This window comes from Pleurocapsa sp. CCALA 161 (genome assembly GCF_003003995.1).
GTDB lineage: Bacteria > Cyanobacteriota > Cyanobacteriia > Cyanobacteriales > Xenococcaceae > Waterburya.
This window is the reverse complement of sequence record NZ_PVWF01000107.1, coordinates 1-15807: the sequence shown is the minus strand read 5'-3', so window position 1 is coordinate 15807 and position 15807 is coordinate 1. Positions and strand designations below refer to the sequence as shown.

The window sequence follows — 15807 nt, the reverse complement described above, 5'->3', positions numbered from 1 at the left end:
AATAATCGAATATGTTCGCAATCAGGAAAAGCCTGTCCGATAAGTTATCGCCGTGCTTAACTGTCGAGTAAGCTAACGCTGTACTCGCAGTATGCAGCACGGATTTAATCAACAGCCAAATTAGCCAGACAAAAAAACAGCAATTATTGACACAATTACGGAACGAGATGAGAGAATAAGAAGCTACGTCAACCGTTAGCTGTAGATATGAGTTTAGATTGGATTAGTCGTGCCGAACGTTTAGATGCTCTACCCCCTTACGTATTTGCTCGTTTAGACGAATTAAAAGTCCGCGCCAGAGAACAAGGGCTAGACTTAATTGATTTAGGGATGGGAAACCCAGATGGATCTGCCCCCCAGCCTGTAATTGAGGCGGCGATCGCTGCTTTGCAAGATCCCCATAATCATGGCTATCCTCCTTTTGAGGGAACAGCTAGTTTTCGTCAGGCGATCACCACCTGGTATCAACGATGTTATGGTGTTGAGCTAAATCCTGATAGCGAAGCTTTACCTTTAATTGGCTCAAAAGAAGGTTTAGGTCATTTGGCTTTAGCTTATGTTAATCCTGGAGATGTAATCCTGGTGCCGACTCCTTCCTATCCCGCCCACTTTAGAGGACCATTAATTGCGGGGGCAAAGATTTATTCGATCCACCTTTCAGCCGAGCAAAATTGGCTCATCGATCTGACTACTATTCCTGAAGATGTAGCGCAGCAAGCGAAGATGCTGTATTTCAATTATCCTAATAATCCTACTACTGCTACCGCGCCAAGAGAGTTTTATGAAGAGGTAGTTAAATTTGCCCGTCACTATGAAATATTGCTCGTACACGATCTTTGTTATGCTGAGTTAGCTTTTGATGGTTATCAACCCACATCACTACTCGAAATACCAGGGGCAAAAGAAATTGGGGTCGAGTTTCATACTCTTTCGAAGACTTACAATATGGCTGGTTGGCGAGTCGGTTTTGTAGTTGGTAACTCAGATGTGATTCAAGGATTACGCACCCTCAAAACTAATTTAGATTATGGTATTTTTTCGGCAATTCAAAAGGCAGCGGAAACTGCTTTACAATTACCAGATAAATATATTCAAGAAGTACAGCAGCGCTATCGTACCAGGAGAGATTTTTTAATTAAAGGCTTAGGAGAACTAGGATGGGAAATTCCCATTTCCAAGGCGACCATGTATCTGTGGATTAAAACCCCTATGGGGCAAGGTTCAACGGAGTTTGCCCTCGATGTACTACAGCAGACAGGGGTGGTGATTACTCCAGGCAATGCCTTTGGGGAAGCGGGAGAAGGTTATGTGCGGATTAGTTTGATTGCCGATTGCGATCGCCTGGGGGAAGTGTTGCGAAGATTTAAACAAGCAGGAATCCGTTATCAGTAGCGGGCTTTGCTCTAGCTATTAGCTCTTAGCTTTTTTGGTAAATAATATATTCATATAATTAATATCTATTATGCAAATTAGACGTAGAAATCCCAATCCTAAAGTTAATTCAGGGGAAGTAGAATATCGCTCAAAAATTCCCAACACCGAACCGAATAATATTCTCGAAGAAATTATCTGGTACAAGGAGGTTGAAGTAGAGGGAATGCGCGATCGCCTGCCGTTGTTGCAGCTACGAGAGCAAGTACAGGATGTTGCTCCTCCTCTGGATTTTTTAGCTGCTTTGCGCCATTGTCAGACTGATCTTGCTTTAATTGCCGAAGTTAAAAAGGCTTCTCCTTCCAAGGGGGTTATTAAAGCCGATTTTAATCCTGTGGCGATCGCTAAAGCTTACGCTGAAGGCGGGGCAAGTTGTTTATCGGTTTTGACTGATAGTAAGTTTTTTCAAGGCAGTTTTGATAATCTCAGCTTAATTAGAGCCGAGGTTGATTTACCTTTGCTGTGTAAGGAGTTTATTATTTATCCCTATCAAATTTATTATGCCCGTGCTCAGGGTGCAGATGCCGTATTGTTGATTGCTGCGGTATTGGAAAATAAAGATCTCAACTACTTTGTTAAAATCACTAAGGCATTAGGCATGACTCCTTTAATCGAGGTGCATACCCTCGAAGAATTAGATCGAGTGCTAGAGATCCCTGGAGTAGAGTTAATTGGCATCAATAACCGTAATTTAGAAGACTTTAGCGTCAGTCTGCAAACTACTACCGATCTTCTTACTGCAAGAAAAGAAATGCTAGAACAGCGTGACATTATGATCGTCAGCGAATCTGGTTTACATACCGCCACAGATTTAAATACCGTCAAACAAGCAGGAGCAAAAGCCGTTTTGATCGGCGAATCATTGATAAAACAAGATGATTTGGTACAGGCGATCCGAAGACTACGCGGAGCGTAATCGCTAATTTATTTGTTGCCTAAAAATTGCAGGAATCGGATTAAATTCTTGCTAGATGATATTAGCTTAAATTTTCTCCTTAAGGCGATTTCTATCTTGTAATAGATTATTTATTTAACATTAATGCTAGATAATAAAGGTGATCGCTTTAAAAACCATTAAAATTGTCTGCAACTTATTCTTTTGCTCCTATTAGCTGGTATGAAATTTCTTTGCGCTTAGGTATCGCTTTACTAATCGGTGCAATTATTGGCTTGGAGAGGGAAACTCAGGGTAAATCCGCAGGTTTGAGAACAAATATGTTGGTTAGCTTTGGTTCAGCAGTGATCGTACTTATTCCAATTCAAATCGGTGCAGCACAGCAAAACCTGGATGTCTTAGGACGCGCTATTTCAGGGGTAGTTAGCGGAGTTGGGTTTATTGGTGGTGGGACAATTTTACGAGACTCAAGAGTCAAAGGATTGACTTTTGCAGCAGCAATTTGGGTTTCGGCTGCCTTGGGAATTAGTGCTGGCTGTGGTTTATGGCTTTTAGGGTTAATTGGTGCTTTGATCACCTGGGTAATTCTGCGTTTGGTCGATAAGTGGAAAGATTTTCTGTAAATCGAACATTTTGCACCGACCAAGTATTAACCAAAGAATTAAATTATAGCCGTACACGCAAATAGGTAGTCAATGTCCTAACTTGAGTACGTATTGCTATAAAAGTTAAAAATAGCTGTTGTTGATTGGAAATGACTATAAATAGGTCTATTACCAGATCCGCCGTTAAAATTGTGTAGGATATTGAATAATTTCATGTCTGTTGTGAATTGTGGATTATGAATGTTGAAGCAGCATTAGCATTGGTAGATCGAGAAGTTTATCGCCATACTAATAAGCATCTCACTGATTTACAACAGGCTGTAATTACTAATGTTTTACTCGGTCATAAATATCTAAAAATTGCCGATACTTATGGCTGTACTGAAGGACACGCAAAGGATACAGGATCTTTATTGTGGAAACTGCTAACTCAGGCTTGGGGAGCAAAAGTTACTAAAAGCAATTTACGGAGTCTGGTTAACAGGCAGTTACAGGCTATCGACGGGGAACAATTTATTGATCGTGAGAAAAATAATTTTAGCTTTAATTTAGTTATTTCAGAAAATCCAAATTTTATTGGTAGACAACAGGCGATCGCTAATCTTCAAAGTCTAGTTGCTCAAGGTCACAAAATTATTGTCTTGCAAGGAGAAGGAGGAATCGGCAAAACTACCCTGGCACAAAGGTTTCTTGCTCATCAAAACTTTCCTCTAAACTTAGAAGTTTTAATGGCAAAGGAAACAACGAATATAGTGTCGGTGGCTTCTGTCGTGGAAGAATGGCTACAGCGAGATTTGCATGAAGATTCGGGAAAAGAATTTGGGGTTACTCTCTCTCGGTTCAAAAGGTGTTTAGAACAACGTCCTGTGGGCATTTTAATTGATAATCTAGAGCCAGCTTTAGATAAAAACGGCAAATTTATTGCTCATCATCGAGACTATCTAGAACTGTTGCGAATTTTAGGGGATGCTAAAGTACAGTCCACGACTATTATTACCAGTCGCGATCGCCTTTGTGAAGCCGACTTGGATTTAGAACATTATCGTCTTTCTGGTTTAGATCTGGCAGCTTGGCAAAAGTATTTCACAGCATATCAGATTAAGACTGGAGAGGTACTAACTCAAATTCATCAAACCTATGGTGGCAACGCCAAGGCGATGGGAATGTTATCTGGCATTGTTCAGGAAGACTATGATGGTGATTTAATCCAGTACTGGCAGGAAAATCGTTACGATCCTTTGATAGAAACCGATTTGACTAATCTGGTAGCCAGTCAATTTGACCGTCTTCAGCAGCTAGATCCTCAAGCTTACAATTTACTCTGTCGTTTGGGTTGCTATCGCTATCAAGATTTAGCAACAGTATCCCTAGCAGGGGTATTATGTCTGCTATGGGATGTTCCCACAAAACCCAGACAGGTAATAAAATCCTTGCGTAATCGCTCTTTGTTAGAATTTGCTCAAGGTGAATACTGGCTACATCCCATGATCCAGGCAGAGGCAAGATTAAGATTGCAGTCTATCACTGCGGATTGGGTGCAGACACATCAACAAATTGCTAATTTTTTCACCCAGAGTGTTACCAGAATCAATCAGATTCAAGATGGTTTAACTGCTTTGGAAGCCTACTATCACTATCTCGCCATTACCGATTATGCTGCTGCTGCCAAGGTGATTCTTCATAGCCGCGAAAATCAGTGGGGACAATACTTAACTCTGGGAACAACTCTCTATCGCCTAGGAATAATTGAGCCACTATCGATCGCTATTCATCAAATTATTGAGCGCATCGATCACGATCGCCATCGCAGTGAATTAAATAATATCTTAGGGGACTTATACTGGACAACGGGGAAAGTTCATCGGGCGATCGCTTTTCAACAACAAACTATCACTACTAGTCGCCACAGCCAAAAGCTAATTTCCCCTAGTCAAGAAAATCGCCACGATCTCTACTATTGGCGTATGTTGGAAGTAGATTCCCTCCTGAGTTTAGGATTATACAATCTCGATCTTTGGGAACTATCTACCGCAGCAGCATTATTTCAGCAGGCAATTGATTTAGCCCATAATACCAAACATCATCCTTGGTCAGAAAAAGCTAGTTTAGGTTTAGCCTTAGTTAACTCCTACCAAACCACCACTGCCGATCCTACAGTTTCCCGACTCTATCGCCAGATTATCGAACTCGAAGACCCCACCTACAATACAGGACGCTTTGCCTATTTTATTCAGATGTTAGGACAAATATTCTGCAATCAGCAACAGATTGAATTCGCCAGAAAAATGTGGTCAAGAGCGATCGCTTTTTCCCAATCTAGTCACTACACCCAAATTAAAGCCAAGTCTTTTATTGGTTTAGGCAAGATCGAGAGTCTAAACGATAACTTTATTCAGGCTAATATTTATCATCAACAAGCAGTAGAGTTACTGGAAAAAATTGCTGCCAAATGTGACCTCGCCGAAGCTTATTTTCAGTGGGGAATTACACTACAAGCTAATAAAAAGATAACTCAGAGTCAGGAGTGCTTCCAAAAGGCGATCGCCTTTTATCAGAAAATACCTGCACCTAAACAGGTTGCTAGAGTTAAAAGACAGCAAGATTAACTCTTATAGCATAGTTTGGGTTTCACTTCGTTTTGTTAAATATACAAAATTACAGTTAAATGCTTTAGACGTAAAATATATTGATTAATGCTCATCAAAATATTTATCCCCTGTCATTAAGCAGGATACTAAAGTTTTTTTCTATAGGTAAAATACAAATAATTAATAAATGACATATTGCTTGGGAATTATCAATAAATTCGGTATTGTAATGGCTGGCGATTCTCGCACTAATGCAGGAGTAGACCACATCTCTGCTTATAAAAAGCTCTTTGATTTATCTTTGCCTGGAGAAAGGGTGATTGTAATTTGTGCTTCAGGAAGTCTTTCGGTGACTCAAGGTGTATTGACTCGACTTAATCGCGATATTCAAAACCAAGCAGATAAAAATCTGCATACTCTACCTACCATGTATGACATTGCTGCTTATGTGGGTAGTAAAAGCAGGGAAATTCAAGAACTCGATCGCCCTTGGTTAGAAAAAGATAACATCAGCTTTAGGTGTAATTTTCTCTTAGGTGGGCAAATTGTCGGCGAAGATCCACAACTATATCTGATCTATCCCCAAGGAAACTTTATTCAAGCAACCAAAGAAACTCCTTTTTTACAAATTGGTGAGACTAAATATGGCAAACCAATTATCGATCGCACCGTCACCTATGACACTCCTCTAGAGGATGCTGCTAAATGTGCTTTGCTGTCGATTGATTCGACTATGAAATCAAATATTTCGGTGGGACCACCAATCAATTTGATTATGTATAAAACCGATAGCTTTGAACTGCGCAACAGTTTAGAACTTCGTCTTGGCGCGCCTTATATCGCTAAAATACGTAATCTATGGGAAAGCTATGTCCGTAGGGCTTTTGAAGCAATGCCTGACATTGAATGGGAAAACGAAGATGTCTCAGCTGAACCAGGCGAAAATATTTATTTAGATTAATTTCCCTACCTTTTATATAGCTTCTAAAGGAATTACGGTATTAGGCGATCGCCTGATCCCCTGGTTAGGCGAAATAGGTTGGTGGATCATTGGCGGGATCGCTTCTGTGGCAGCTTGTTTCATTGGCGTTGCCTGGACGTTTTATTGTGATGATCTCTATAGAAGTTAAGATCTCATTAAATGCGTAACATCAGTGATCAATCCAAGCTGCTGCGGAAACTAAACAGGTTTCGCCAACTTTTTTGAGTAGAGGAGTAATTTCTGCAATCAAAAGATTGAGCTGTTCCTCATTAGTGCAAACCGTCAAGACATAAGCATTACTAAATACTCTGTCAAGATCGGTATCGGTGAAACCGCGATCGCCTTTTCCTGTCGTGTTGTCAATAACGGTATAGCCAGATACATTAACTTGATCCAGAATTGTTAGTAATTGCTCAAGTTTGAGGCTGCTGAGGATAATTTCTACTTTGTGAACTGATTGCATTGTTTATACAAATATATGTTTAATGATTTCTAAATACAAAGGAATGCCAACAATAATGTTAAAGGGAAAGGTAAGAGCTAAAGCCATGGAAACATAAAGACTAGGGTTAGCTTCTGGTACAGTCATTCTCATCGCTGCGGGAACCGCAATATAAGAGGCGCTAGCGCATAAAACCGCAAACAATAAAGCATTGCCTGGTTCAAAACTCAAAACTTTGGCGATCCCAATCCCGATCAAGGCATTAACGATGGGAACAAACACAGAAAAGCCAATTAAAAAGACACCAGTTTTGCTTAAATCTTTGATTTTTTTAGCAGCAACTAATCCCATATCTAATAAAAAGAAAGTCAAAGCACCATAAAAAATACCTTGAGTAAATGGCTCTAGTTTTATCCAGCCTTCTTCTCCTGTTAAAACGCCAATAATTAAACTACCAATCAACAAAAAAACTGAAGCATTTAAAAAAGCTTCTCTTAAAACTTCACCCCAAGAAAAATCAGATTGCTCTTGTTCAATTTTGACCTTTGGGGAAGTACTCGCTCCTAATGATGGAGTAGTAGTAGTAGTAGTAGTAGTAGTAGTAGTAGTAGTAGCAGGTGAATATTGATATTGATCCTCTGGGCTAGATTTAGATTCAAATTCTGGCTTGGGAGCAAATCTTTTGACCAAAATAATCCCGACGACAATTGCTGGAGATTCCATGAGTGCCAATGCAGCTACCATATGTCCACCGTAAGGAATTTGGAGTTTGTCTAAAAAAGAACTAGCCGTAATAAATGTTACTGCACTAATTGAACCATAAGTAGCCGCGATCGCCGCAGCATTATAGCTATCCAGCTTAGTTTTTAAAATAAAAAAGGTATAGATTGGCACTATACAAGCCATGACTACTGATGCTAGTAAAGCGATCGCAATTTTTAAATCGATGCCGCTGTTGGCTAATTCATGACCCCCTTTAAAGCCAATAGAAATCAAAAGATATAAAGAAAAAAGCTTAGGTAAAGGCGCAGGAATTTCTAAATCTGATTTAGTGAATACGGCGATCATCCCCAAAAAGAAAAACAAGACTGGAGGATTTAATAGATTGAACAAAATTAGACTGCCATCCATGGTTATTCTGCGCTGATTTGCTATGACAAAGTTATTTATAAGTCTTCTCTTCCCCAAAGATACTAAGATTTTTCAATAAAATCAGGAGAGATTTATCAAAAATCAGATCTTCTCTCAGATGTAAAGTCTAGTTGCTTTAGATCTCTGTTGAACATTGACCATGGTAGAATCCTATATTATTGAAAAGGATTTATGATCGCTAAGGACTTAAGTAAGTATGTCATCATCAGCCGCGCCAGTAACAGATGCTAGTTTTCCTGAAGAGGTTTTAGAAAGCTCAGTACCAGTTTTAGTAGACTTTTGGGCCCCTTGGTGCGGGCCATGCCGTATGGTTGCGCCAGTAGTCGATGAAATCGCCGAACAGTACGACGGACAAATTAAAGTTGTCAAATTGAATACAGACGAAAATCCCCAAGTTGCTAGTCAATATGGTATTCGTAGTATTCCTACTTTAATGATCTTTAAAGAAGGTCAACGAGTAGATATGGTGGTGGGCGCAGTACCCAAAACCACTCTGGCAACTACTATCGAAAAGTATCTTTAATATTTAGATATTTTTAGATTTCGAACAATTATCGTATTTTTTTAGCTCTAGTAAATTATATTCAATAAACTAGAGCTAATCAAAGCAAGGAACAATCACTGAAGCTTCCCCTAGTTTTTGACTCTAGTTATTTTCAACGACCCTGCCGAGTCATCTAAGGTATATTGCCCAGTAACTTCTCTCAAAAATTCATCGGTTGCTTTTCTGCATCCTCCCCAATCGTGATAGTCATCAAGAATAATACTCCCCCCAACAACTAGATTAGGAAAAATACGCTCAAGACTAGTCAAAACTGGCTCATACCAATCTACATCAATGTGAGCGAAAGCTACGGGTTGCTCAATAACCATTGTGTCCTGCACCAGTCCTTTAATGAGGGAAACAAGCTGTTGTTGGCAATTGATCCCAAAGCTACTCAAGTTGGACTGAACTAAATCATACAGGTTTTCTAAATAACCATAGTATTTGTCTCCACCAATTCCAGCGGATTTGCCTTGAACAATAGTTTGATAGCGCTCATGTACATCTTTGGGGTCGGCATCAGTAGGCGCAGGAATCATCTCAAAAACATCATAGACAAAGAAGGGGCGTTTGGCGCTTTTGGCAGAAGCAATCAAGACAGCAGATCCCCCTAGAGCGCAACCAGCTTCGATCAATACTCCAGGTAAATTGGCATCTTCAATTGAACAGCAGGTTCGATTAATGCTAGCGAGTCTTGTTTCCGACAGATAAGTTATTTTTTGCGCGCGAATATCAGATATTAATTTAAGATCTTGAGCCGACAATTTTGATAAGATCGCCTTTTTTCTTGCTGACTGTTCAATTTTTTCAAAATATCTTTTGAACCGATTTAACATAAATTTTAATGGCAATCTTATTTACAATAACCATATTTTGGGCGATTAAAATTAAAAATTAGATTAGGACTGTTGAAATTCAATAAGTTGCTTCGCTCTAAAATGGTTGCAGATTCAATTAAAATAAGTGATGATTAAAAGTCCTTCTTACGCCTAATTATGGACTCATCTGTCAGTAACTCAGATTTAGCTCAACAGCTACAGCAACTACTTGTCGATTTACCAAACCATCCTCAAGGTAAATTAATTCAAAGAGCTTTGCAGGTACTTTTAAGAGTTGCACAAGAAGATACAGAGCGTCTTAACTGGAAAATTTTAACTGCATCTTTAGAAGATTTAGAACAGGGGTTCAAAAGATTCTATCCCTATCGTCACACCAGAAAAATCTCTATTTTTGGTTCGGCTAGAACTGCGCCTCAAGAACCAGAATATCAGATCGCGTTTGATTTCGCTCGCTGTATGACCGAAGCAGGGTTTATGGTAATTACTGGAGCTGGAGGGGGGATTATGCAGGCAGGAAATGCAGGTGCAGGCAGAGATAATTCTTTTGGCTTGAATATCAAACTTCCTTTTGAACAGGGTGCAAACTCCTCAATTAATGGAGATGATAAGCTGATTAATTTTAAATATTTCTTTACACGAAAATTATTCTTCTTAAAAGAAAGTGATGCGATCGCTCTATTTCCAGGCGGATTTGGAACTCAAGACGAGGCATTTGAGACTCTTACTCTTTGTCAAACTGGTAAATATGGACCTGTACCTTTAGTCCTGGTAGACCGACCAGGAGGAGATTACTGGCATTCTTGGAATGACTATATTTGCAGTCAATTAAAAGCCAAGGGTTTAATTAGTTCTGAAGATCCGAGTTTATATACGATTACCGATCGCCTGGATGTTGCCTGTCAAACCATTAAGAATTTTTATCGCGTCTACCATTCAAGTCGCTATATTGGCAAACTATTTGTGATGCGTCTTAACTTAGAGTTGTCCGATCCCGTGGTGAACCAATTAAATCATGAATTTAGTGATATTCTTAACCAAGGGGAAATCACCAAAAATATAGCTTTGCCCCAAGAACAGCAAGACTTAGAAATCCTTCATTTACCCCGCTTAAGCTTTTACTTTAACCAAAAAAGTTTCGGTCGCCTTTATCAACTCATTAGCAAAATCAATCGTTTGGGGGATGCTTGTCGTGCTACAGAACATCCTGAAGTTAAGTAGTTTTTACCTATGTTTTAAAATAAAGTAAACAATCAACTCTATATATTAAGCTTTGTATGGATATATGCTTTATATCTCAATGTTTTCTTTATATTTACTTTGATCAGACTAAGATCTAGATTATTAGCGCAGTTAAATTCTTAGCTAAAACGACTACATCTACCATATTTATTAAGGTGAAGCAAGTTGAATACCACATTATTACGCCAAACCTGGAATCTGATTGAAACAACTAATGCCTGGGAGCTATTAGAAGTTAGTGAGTCAGACTTAATTCAAAGATTATTACAGCGTTTAGATGCTCAGCAACCCCTGGCAGCTCAAGAACGTGTTTCCTTAAATGATTATCTGCATACTAAAATGAGTTTAATTAAAGACACAGCAGAGTCTCGTTTGGTATCAGCTTAAATTATGTTTGAGTAAGCAATTGCTCGCTCAGAAGTTATGGATGAGATAAAAAGTCGCTGGTGATAAATATGCGACACAAAATCTCAACTAAATCTAAATTTTGCGACAAATTTGGTAACTTTGATTTACTAGCCAAAACAACTGTCTTAGCTGGGCAGTTTGTAGCTGCCATAACTGATATTTTTGGCGAATCTGAGCAATATTCTCCTGTCCTTGGTAGATTACCTGGGGGGCAACTGGCAACAGAATGCTAAAGTAGCTTTCGTAATTAATTAAAATGCTGGTAATACGGGCAATAAGGATTCGTAATTGCCAAATTCTGATCGCTATGTAAATATTAAGCAGCGTAATTAATAAATTAACAGCAATAATTAAAAATATCATTAAATCGTCTACAGTAGAGCCAAATTAACTGGTCAAAATGGAATGAAACTGCTAGTCCTGAGCAATGGTCATGGAGAAGATCTAATCGCCATCCGTATTATAGAACGACTGCTACAGGATATTCCAGAACTAGAAATATCAGCTCTACCAATAGTTGGACAGGGGTACGCCTACCAGAATCTCCATATTTCTCTGGCAGGTCGAGTGCAGCAAATGCCTTCGGGTGGCTTTATCTACAAAGGAGGCAATCCACTCTGGCAAGATCTGCGCAGGGGTCTAATTCAGTTAACCTTAGAACAAATTAGCGTGGTACGTCAATGGGGTAAAACTGGAGGCAAGATTCTTGCGGTGGGGGATCTTGTCCCTTTGCTGTATGCCTGGTGGAGTAAGGCAGACTATGCCTTTGTTGGTACTGCCAAGTCTGAGTACTATGTGCGGGATGAATTTGGCTGGCTGCCTCAAACATCTTGGCTAGAACGTAAGCTCGACTCAATATATCTACCTTGGGAGCGCTGGCTAATGAGTTGCGATCGCTGTCGAGGAGTTTTTCCCAGAGATAGTTTGACCACCGAAATTCTACAGCAATGGGCAATTCCTGCTTACGATTTGGGAAATCCGATGATGGATGGTCTGACGAGTAAAAGTATGCCCAGAGAAGCACATAAATTAGATATTTTACTTTTACCAGGGTCGAGAATGCCCGAAGCCGTCAGAAATTGGCAGCAGATCTTAACGGCGGTTTGGTCGGTAATCAAAACCCTGCCTCAAAAACAGTTGAATTTCCAGGCAGCGATCGCTCCTGCGCTAGATTTGAAACCCTTTATGATTAGCGCTGTTACTCAAGGATGGCAGGTAACCTCAAAACAGGAGCAGACTGTAATCTTGACCAAGTTGGAGGAAGCTCCTTCGTTTGACGACAAAGTCTCTTTGACTCTGACTCAACATAACCAAGAATGCTTTAAGCAAGCAGATATTGCGATCGCCATGGCGGGAACAGCTACGGAACAGTTCGTAGGTTTGGGTAAGCCTGTCGTTATCTTTCCTGGAGAAGGTCCTCAATTTACTTACGCTTTTGCCGAAGCTCAGGCTCGTTTACTTGGTTGTGCTATTTTGATGGTGGAAAATCCTGGTCAAGTGGGCAAGGCGATCGCTAAAGTGATCGACGATGAGCAATTATTAAATGAAATTGGGATTAATGGTAAACGCCGTATGGGAGAGGCTGGGGCAGCAAAAAGAATTGCTAAGTGTCTGCAAAAAATGCTTTTATCCTCAGCACAGTTTGATTAGACTAGACAATCAAAAAGGGACAAGAACCGACTTGAAAATATGAGCAATCAATTACAGTGTCTCATCTTTGATGTTGATGGTACTCTTGCCAATACAGAGCGAGATGGACATAGAGTCGCCTTCAATCGAGGGTTTCAAACAGCAGGATTAGATTGGCATTGGTCAGTAGATTTCTATGGTGAACTGCTAACTGTATCTGGTGGTAAAGAGCGCCTCAAGTACTTTTTACGGCATTATCTCCCAGAATTCAAGCCAGATGGGGAGCTAAATGATTTTGTCGCTCATCTGCATCAGTTGAAAACTAAGCACTACTTAGAGTTACTCAAGAGCGGAGCAATTGCTTTACGTCCAGGAACAAAAAGACTAATTGAATCAGCCAAAGCAGCAGGAATTACTTTGGCGATCGCCACAACTACTTCTTTACCTAACGTCATTGCGCTATTAGAGAAATATCTCGATCTAGATTGGTTTGCTGTCATTGCCGCTGGAGATATTGTCCCCGCCAAAAAACCAGCTCCAGATATTTATCACTATGTAATCAAACGTTTAGAACTAGACGCAGGCAGCGTGGTTGTTGTGGAAGACTCTGACAATGGATTAGCATCGGCGATCGCCGCAGGATTGACTACCGTTGTGACCGTTAATAACTATACTGAGCAGCAAGACTTTAGCCAGGCTGCTTTGGTGCTGAGTGATTTGGGTGAGCCTGAACAGCCTTGTCGAGTTATTCAGGGCAATTTTGCGGGGAATTATTTAGATTTGGCAGCTTTACGCTCAATCTTAATCCACTAGGCTATTCGAGGTTTGCTTTACCTAAGAATTATAAAGTTCATGGTATCTTGGCGGAGTCTTTCTAACCTAACATTTAAAATGGACAAATTCAATCAATTTCAATCAATTTAATTAGGGCTAATTAGTGTCGAAGCAAAATGCTAACAATTTGAGGGATAAAGATCGAGATTACTTCGATACAAACCATCTAGAGGGAAATTTAAAACGGCAATCGGTTCGTGGGGGCGCGGTGACCATTGCGGCTCAAGCCAGCAAATTTGTACTTAAACTAGGCTCTACCGCCGTGTTAGCCCGCTTACTTGTTCCCGAAGATTATGGTTTGATCGGGATGGCAACTGTGATTGTCGGCTTTGTCGAATATTTTAAGGATTTGGGCTTATCAGCAGCCACTGTTCAACAGGCTAAAATCAATCACCAGCAGGTTAGTACTTTGTTTTGGATCAATGTCGTGATTGGCTGTCTAGTTGCTTTGGTGGTAGCTTTACTCGCTCCAGCAGTAGCATTAATTTATCAAGAACCCCGTTTACGAGCAATTACCCTGTGTTTAGCCATTAGTTTTGTTTTCAGTGGTTTAACCGTACAGCACCAAGCATTGCTACAGCGACAGATGGAATTTTCTAGTTTGGCAAAAATTGAAATTGTTGCCATAATCAATGGAATCATCGGGTCGATTATCTCGGCTTATTACGGTGCAGGGTATTGGTCATTAGTCATTCTACAGCTATTTACAGTGGTGTCTAATGCGATCGGGGTCTGGTTTTTTTGTCGCTGGCGTCCAGGATTGCCTAGTAGAGATGCTAAAATCGGCTCAATGTTAAATTTTGGGCGAGACTTAACAGGATTTAATATTATTAATTATTTTTCTCGCAACCTCGATAATTTTTTGATTGGTCGAGTTTGGGGTGCGCAACAATTAGGACTATACGCCAAGGCATATCAATTGGTGCTGCTGCCTATCAATCAAATCAATGTGCCAGTTGATCGAGTAGCTTTACCTGCCTTGTCTCGATTACAAAACGATCCTGAGAGATATCAAAGATACTATGGCAGGGCGCTTTTGGCGATCACTTTTTTAGGGATGCCTCTGGTCATGTTTTTGTGTGTTTCAGCCGATAAAGTAATCTTATTATTATTGGGGAAGGAGTGGCTCAACGCCATTCCCATTTTTCAATTTTTGATTCCAGCAGCTTTTATTGGTACTTTTAATCTAGCGACGGGATGGGTATATCAATCTTTAAATAGGAATGATCGCCAATTACGCTGGGGTATTTTTTCTTCTGTACTCAATGTGATTATTTTCGCGGTGGCAATCAAGTGGGGCGCATTGGGAATAGCCGCTGCCTATGGGTTATCCAGGATAATTATCGTAATTCCCGCTATTGTTTACTGCTACAAGGGAACTTGGCTAAAATTAACTGATTTTTTCGCCATCATTTTTTTACCAACTTTTGGCTCAATTGGTGCTGCAATTGGCGTGTTTATCTTACAACGTCTTTTTTTTAAAGAAATAGAGCTAAATACATTTGCTAGTTTTTCTTTAGATTGTTCAGTATATATTTTATTTTATGGTTTAATTTGGTGCTTAATTCCCCAAGGAAGAAAACGTTTACGTGACATCTTGCAGATAGTTGTAGAATATAAAAAAAAATAGAGTAAATTATCAATGAAGCGATTTATTAAAAGTATTAGAGTTAAAATAGAGCAATATTTATTGCAAAATTCTTCACGAGTTTATCTGTATAATTGTAATCAAGAATTTGCCTCTCATATAAAACCTGGTAGCTTAGTTTTAGATGCTGGGGCGGGGAATGCACCTTATCAAGAATTATTTGCTAATTTTCAATATGAAACTGCTGATAAATTTACTTCCTCCTGTAACTATGTCTGCGATTTAGTTGCTATTCCAGTTAAGGATGAAAGATTTGATTATATAGTATGTAATCAGGTTTTAGAACATTTGCCTGAGCCAAAACAGGCTTTAAAAGAATTATGCAGAGTCTTAAAAAGTGGGGGAGAAATTATTTGCACTACTCCCTTTTTTTATGAAGAGCATCTACAACCTTATGATTTCTATCGCTATACTCAATTTGGTAATTCTTATTTATTTCAGGAGGCAGGATTTAAGATCGAAAAGATTGAGTGGTTAGAAGGTTATTTGGGTACGCTTGCTTACCAACTAGAGGGGGCTTATAAATCTCTACCAATAAACGTAAATAGTTTAGTCAAAAATTGGCTGATTA

Annotated in this window: 16 protein-coding genes; 12 read left to right on the top strand and 4 right to left on the bottom strand. The window is 39.6% G+C overall.

The window, feature by feature from the left end:
* The first annotated feature begins 207 nt into the window (after positions 1 to 207).
* The 5 genes from C7B62_RS19765 (at position 208) to C7B62_RS19745 (ending at position 6480) form a co-directional block, all read left to right on the top strand.
* Complete coding sequence (locus C7B62_RS19765; RefSeq protein ID WP_106241160.1) at positions 208 to 1392, top strand: aspartate aminotransferase; 1185 nt, start codon at positions 208 to 210, stop codon at positions 1390 to 1392.
* A 70-nt stretch (positions 1393 to 1462) separates the two neighbouring features.
* Entirely contained in the window at positions 1463 to 2347 is an 885-nt protein-coding gene (gene trpC / locus C7B62_RS19760) for an indole-3-glycerol phosphate synthase TrpC (RefSeq protein ID WP_106241156.1), read from the top strand.
* Positions 2348 to 2511: 164 nt separating this feature from the next.
* Positions 2512 to 2949, top strand: a complete 438-nt coding sequence (locus C7B62_RS19755; protein WP_106241152.1) for an MgtC/SapB family protein — start codon at positions 2512 to 2514, stop codon at positions 2947 to 2949.
* A 218-nt stretch (positions 2950 to 3167) separates the two neighbouring features.
* Entirely contained in the window at positions 3168 to 5537 is a 2370-nt protein-coding gene (locus C7B62_RS19750) for an ATP-binding protein (protein ID WP_106241147.1), read from the top strand.
* Between the two features lie 169 nt (positions 5538 to 5706).
* Positions 5707 to 6480, top strand: a complete 774-nt coding sequence (locus C7B62_RS19745) for a proteasome-type protease (RefSeq protein WP_106241144.1) — start codon at positions 5707 to 5709, stop codon at positions 6478 to 6480.
* Positions 6481 to 6670: 190 nt separating this feature from the next.
* Here C7B62_RS19745 and C7B62_RS19740 read toward each other — a convergent pair whose 3' ends face one another.
* Both C7B62_RS19740 and C7B62_RS19735 read right to left on the bottom strand, forming a co-directional pair.
* Entirely contained in the window at positions 6671 to 6964 is a 294-nt protein-coding gene (locus C7B62_RS19740) for a transcriptional regulator (protein ID WP_106241141.1), read from the bottom strand.
* A gap of 3 nt (positions 6965 to 6967) precedes the next feature.
* A complete protein-coding gene (locus C7B62_RS19735; protein WP_106241137.1) occupies positions 6968 to 8074 on the bottom strand; it encodes a sodium-dependent bicarbonate transport family permease in 1107 nt (368 codons plus the stop codon).
* Positions 8075 to 8291: 217 nt separating this feature from the next.
* Between C7B62_RS19735 and trxA the strand changes: the two genes are divergently transcribed.
* Entirely contained in the window at positions 8292 to 8618 is a 327-nt protein-coding gene (gene trxA / locus C7B62_RS19730; protein WP_106241134.1) for a thioredoxin, read from the top strand.
* A 110-nt stretch (positions 8619 to 8728) separates the two neighbouring features.
* On the opposite strand, the gene C7B62_RS19725 is transcribed toward trxA, so the two are convergent.
* The gene (locus C7B62_RS19725) at positions 8729 to 9475 is read right to left on the bottom strand and encodes a TylF/MycF/NovP-related O-methyltransferase (protein ID WP_106241131.1); all 747 of its coding nucleotides are present in this window, start codon (positions 9473 to 9475) and stop codon (positions 8729 to 8731) included.
* A 159-nt stretch (positions 9476 to 9634) separates the two neighbouring features.
* On the opposite strand from C7B62_RS19725, the gene C7B62_RS19720 reads away from it, so the two are divergent.
* Both C7B62_RS19720 and C7B62_RS19715 read left to right on the top strand, forming a co-directional pair.
* Entirely contained in the window at positions 9635 to 10696 is a 1062-nt protein-coding gene (locus C7B62_RS19720) for an LOG family protein (RefSeq protein WP_106241127.1), read from the top strand.
* A 186-nt stretch (positions 10697 to 10882) separates the two neighbouring features.
* Entirely contained in the window at positions 10883 to 11104 is a 222-nt protein-coding gene (locus C7B62_RS19715; protein ID WP_106241124.1) for a hypothetical protein, read from the top strand.
* Between the two features lie 93 nt (positions 11105 to 11197).
* On the opposite strand, the gene C7B62_RS19710 is transcribed toward C7B62_RS19715, so the two are convergent.
* A complete protein-coding gene (locus C7B62_RS19710; protein ID WP_106241120.1) occupies positions 11198 to 11488 on the bottom strand; it encodes a hypothetical protein in 291 nt (96 codons plus the stop codon).
* 42 nt (positions 11489 to 11530) lie between these two features.
* Here C7B62_RS19710 and C7B62_RS19705 point away from each other — a divergent pair, with 42 nt between their 5' ends.
* The 4 genes from C7B62_RS19705 to C7B62_RS19690 all read left to right on the top strand — a co-directional run.
* Positions 11531 to 12775, top strand: a complete 1245-nt coding sequence (locus tag C7B62_RS19705) for a lipid-A-disaccharide synthase-related protein (RefSeq protein ID WP_106241116.1) — start codon at positions 11531 to 11533, stop codon at positions 12773 to 12775.
* A 39-nt stretch (positions 12776 to 12814) separates the two neighbouring features.
* Positions 12815 to 13567 (top strand): HAD-IA family hydrolase, encoded by a 753-nt coding sequence (locus C7B62_RS19700; RefSeq protein WP_106241113.1) that lies wholly within the window; start codon positions 12815 to 12817, stop codon positions 13565 to 13567.
* A gap of 124 nt (positions 13568 to 13691) precedes the next feature.
* A complete protein-coding gene (locus C7B62_RS19695) occupies positions 13692 to 15218 on the top strand; it encodes a lipopolysaccharide biosynthesis protein (protein ID WP_106241110.1) in 1527 nt (508 codons plus the stop codon).
* A 12-nt stretch (positions 15219 to 15230) separates the two neighbouring features.
* Positions 15231 to 15807 (top strand): bifunctional 2-polyprenyl-6-hydroxyphenol methylase/3-demethylubiquinol 3-O-methyltransferase UbiG (locus tag C7B62_RS19690; RefSeq protein ID WP_106241106.1); only part of this gene is annotated, 577 nt, incomplete at its 3' end.

Excerpts from the sequence above, each read along its gene's own strand:
- C7B62_RS19765 (WP_106241160.1), top strand. The coding sequence starts at position 208 with ATGAGTTTAGATTGGATTAGTCGTGCCGAACGTTTAGATGCTCTACCC.
- trpC (WP_106241156.1), top strand. The coding sequence starts at position 1,463 with ATGCAAATTAGACGTAGAAATCCCAATCCTAAAGTTAATTCAGGGGAA.
- C7B62_RS19750 (WP_106241147.1), top strand. The coding sequence starts at position 3,168 with ATGAATGTTGAAGCAGCATTAGCATTGGTAGATCGAGAAGTTTATCGC.
- C7B62_RS19745 (WP_106241144.1), top strand. The coding sequence starts at position 5,707 with ATGACATATTGCTTGGGAATTATCAATAAATTCGGTATTGTAATGGCT.
- C7B62_RS19740 (WP_106241141.1), bottom strand. The coding sequence starts at position 6,964 with ATGCAATCAGTTCACAAAGTAGAAATTATCCTCAGCAGCCTCAAACTT.
- C7B62_RS19735 (WP_106241137.1), bottom strand. The coding sequence starts at position 8,074 with ATGGATGGCAGTCTAATTTTGTTCAATCTATTAAATCCTCCAGTCTTG.
- trxA (WP_106241134.1), top strand. The coding sequence starts at position 8,292 with ATGTCATCATCAGCCGCGCCAGTAACAGATGCTAGTTTTCCTGAAGAG.
- C7B62_RS19725 (WP_106241131.1), bottom strand. The coding sequence starts at position 9,475 with ATGTTAAATCGGTTCAAAAGATATTTTGAAAAAATTGAACAGTCAGCA.
- C7B62_RS19720 (WP_106241127.1), top strand. The coding sequence starts at position 9,635 with ATGGACTCATCTGTCAGTAACTCAGATTTAGCTCAACAGCTACAGCAA.
- C7B62_RS19710 (WP_106241120.1), bottom strand. The coding sequence starts at position 11,488 with ATGATATTTTTAATTATTGCTGTTAATTTATTAATTACGCTGCTTAAT.
- C7B62_RS19705 (WP_106241116.1), top strand. The coding sequence starts at position 11,531 with ATGAAACTGCTAGTCCTGAGCAATGGTCATGGAGAAGATCTAATCGCC.
- C7B62_RS19700 (WP_106241113.1), top strand. The coding sequence starts at position 12,815 with ATGAGCAATCAATTACAGTGTCTCATCTTTGATGTTGATGGTACTCTT.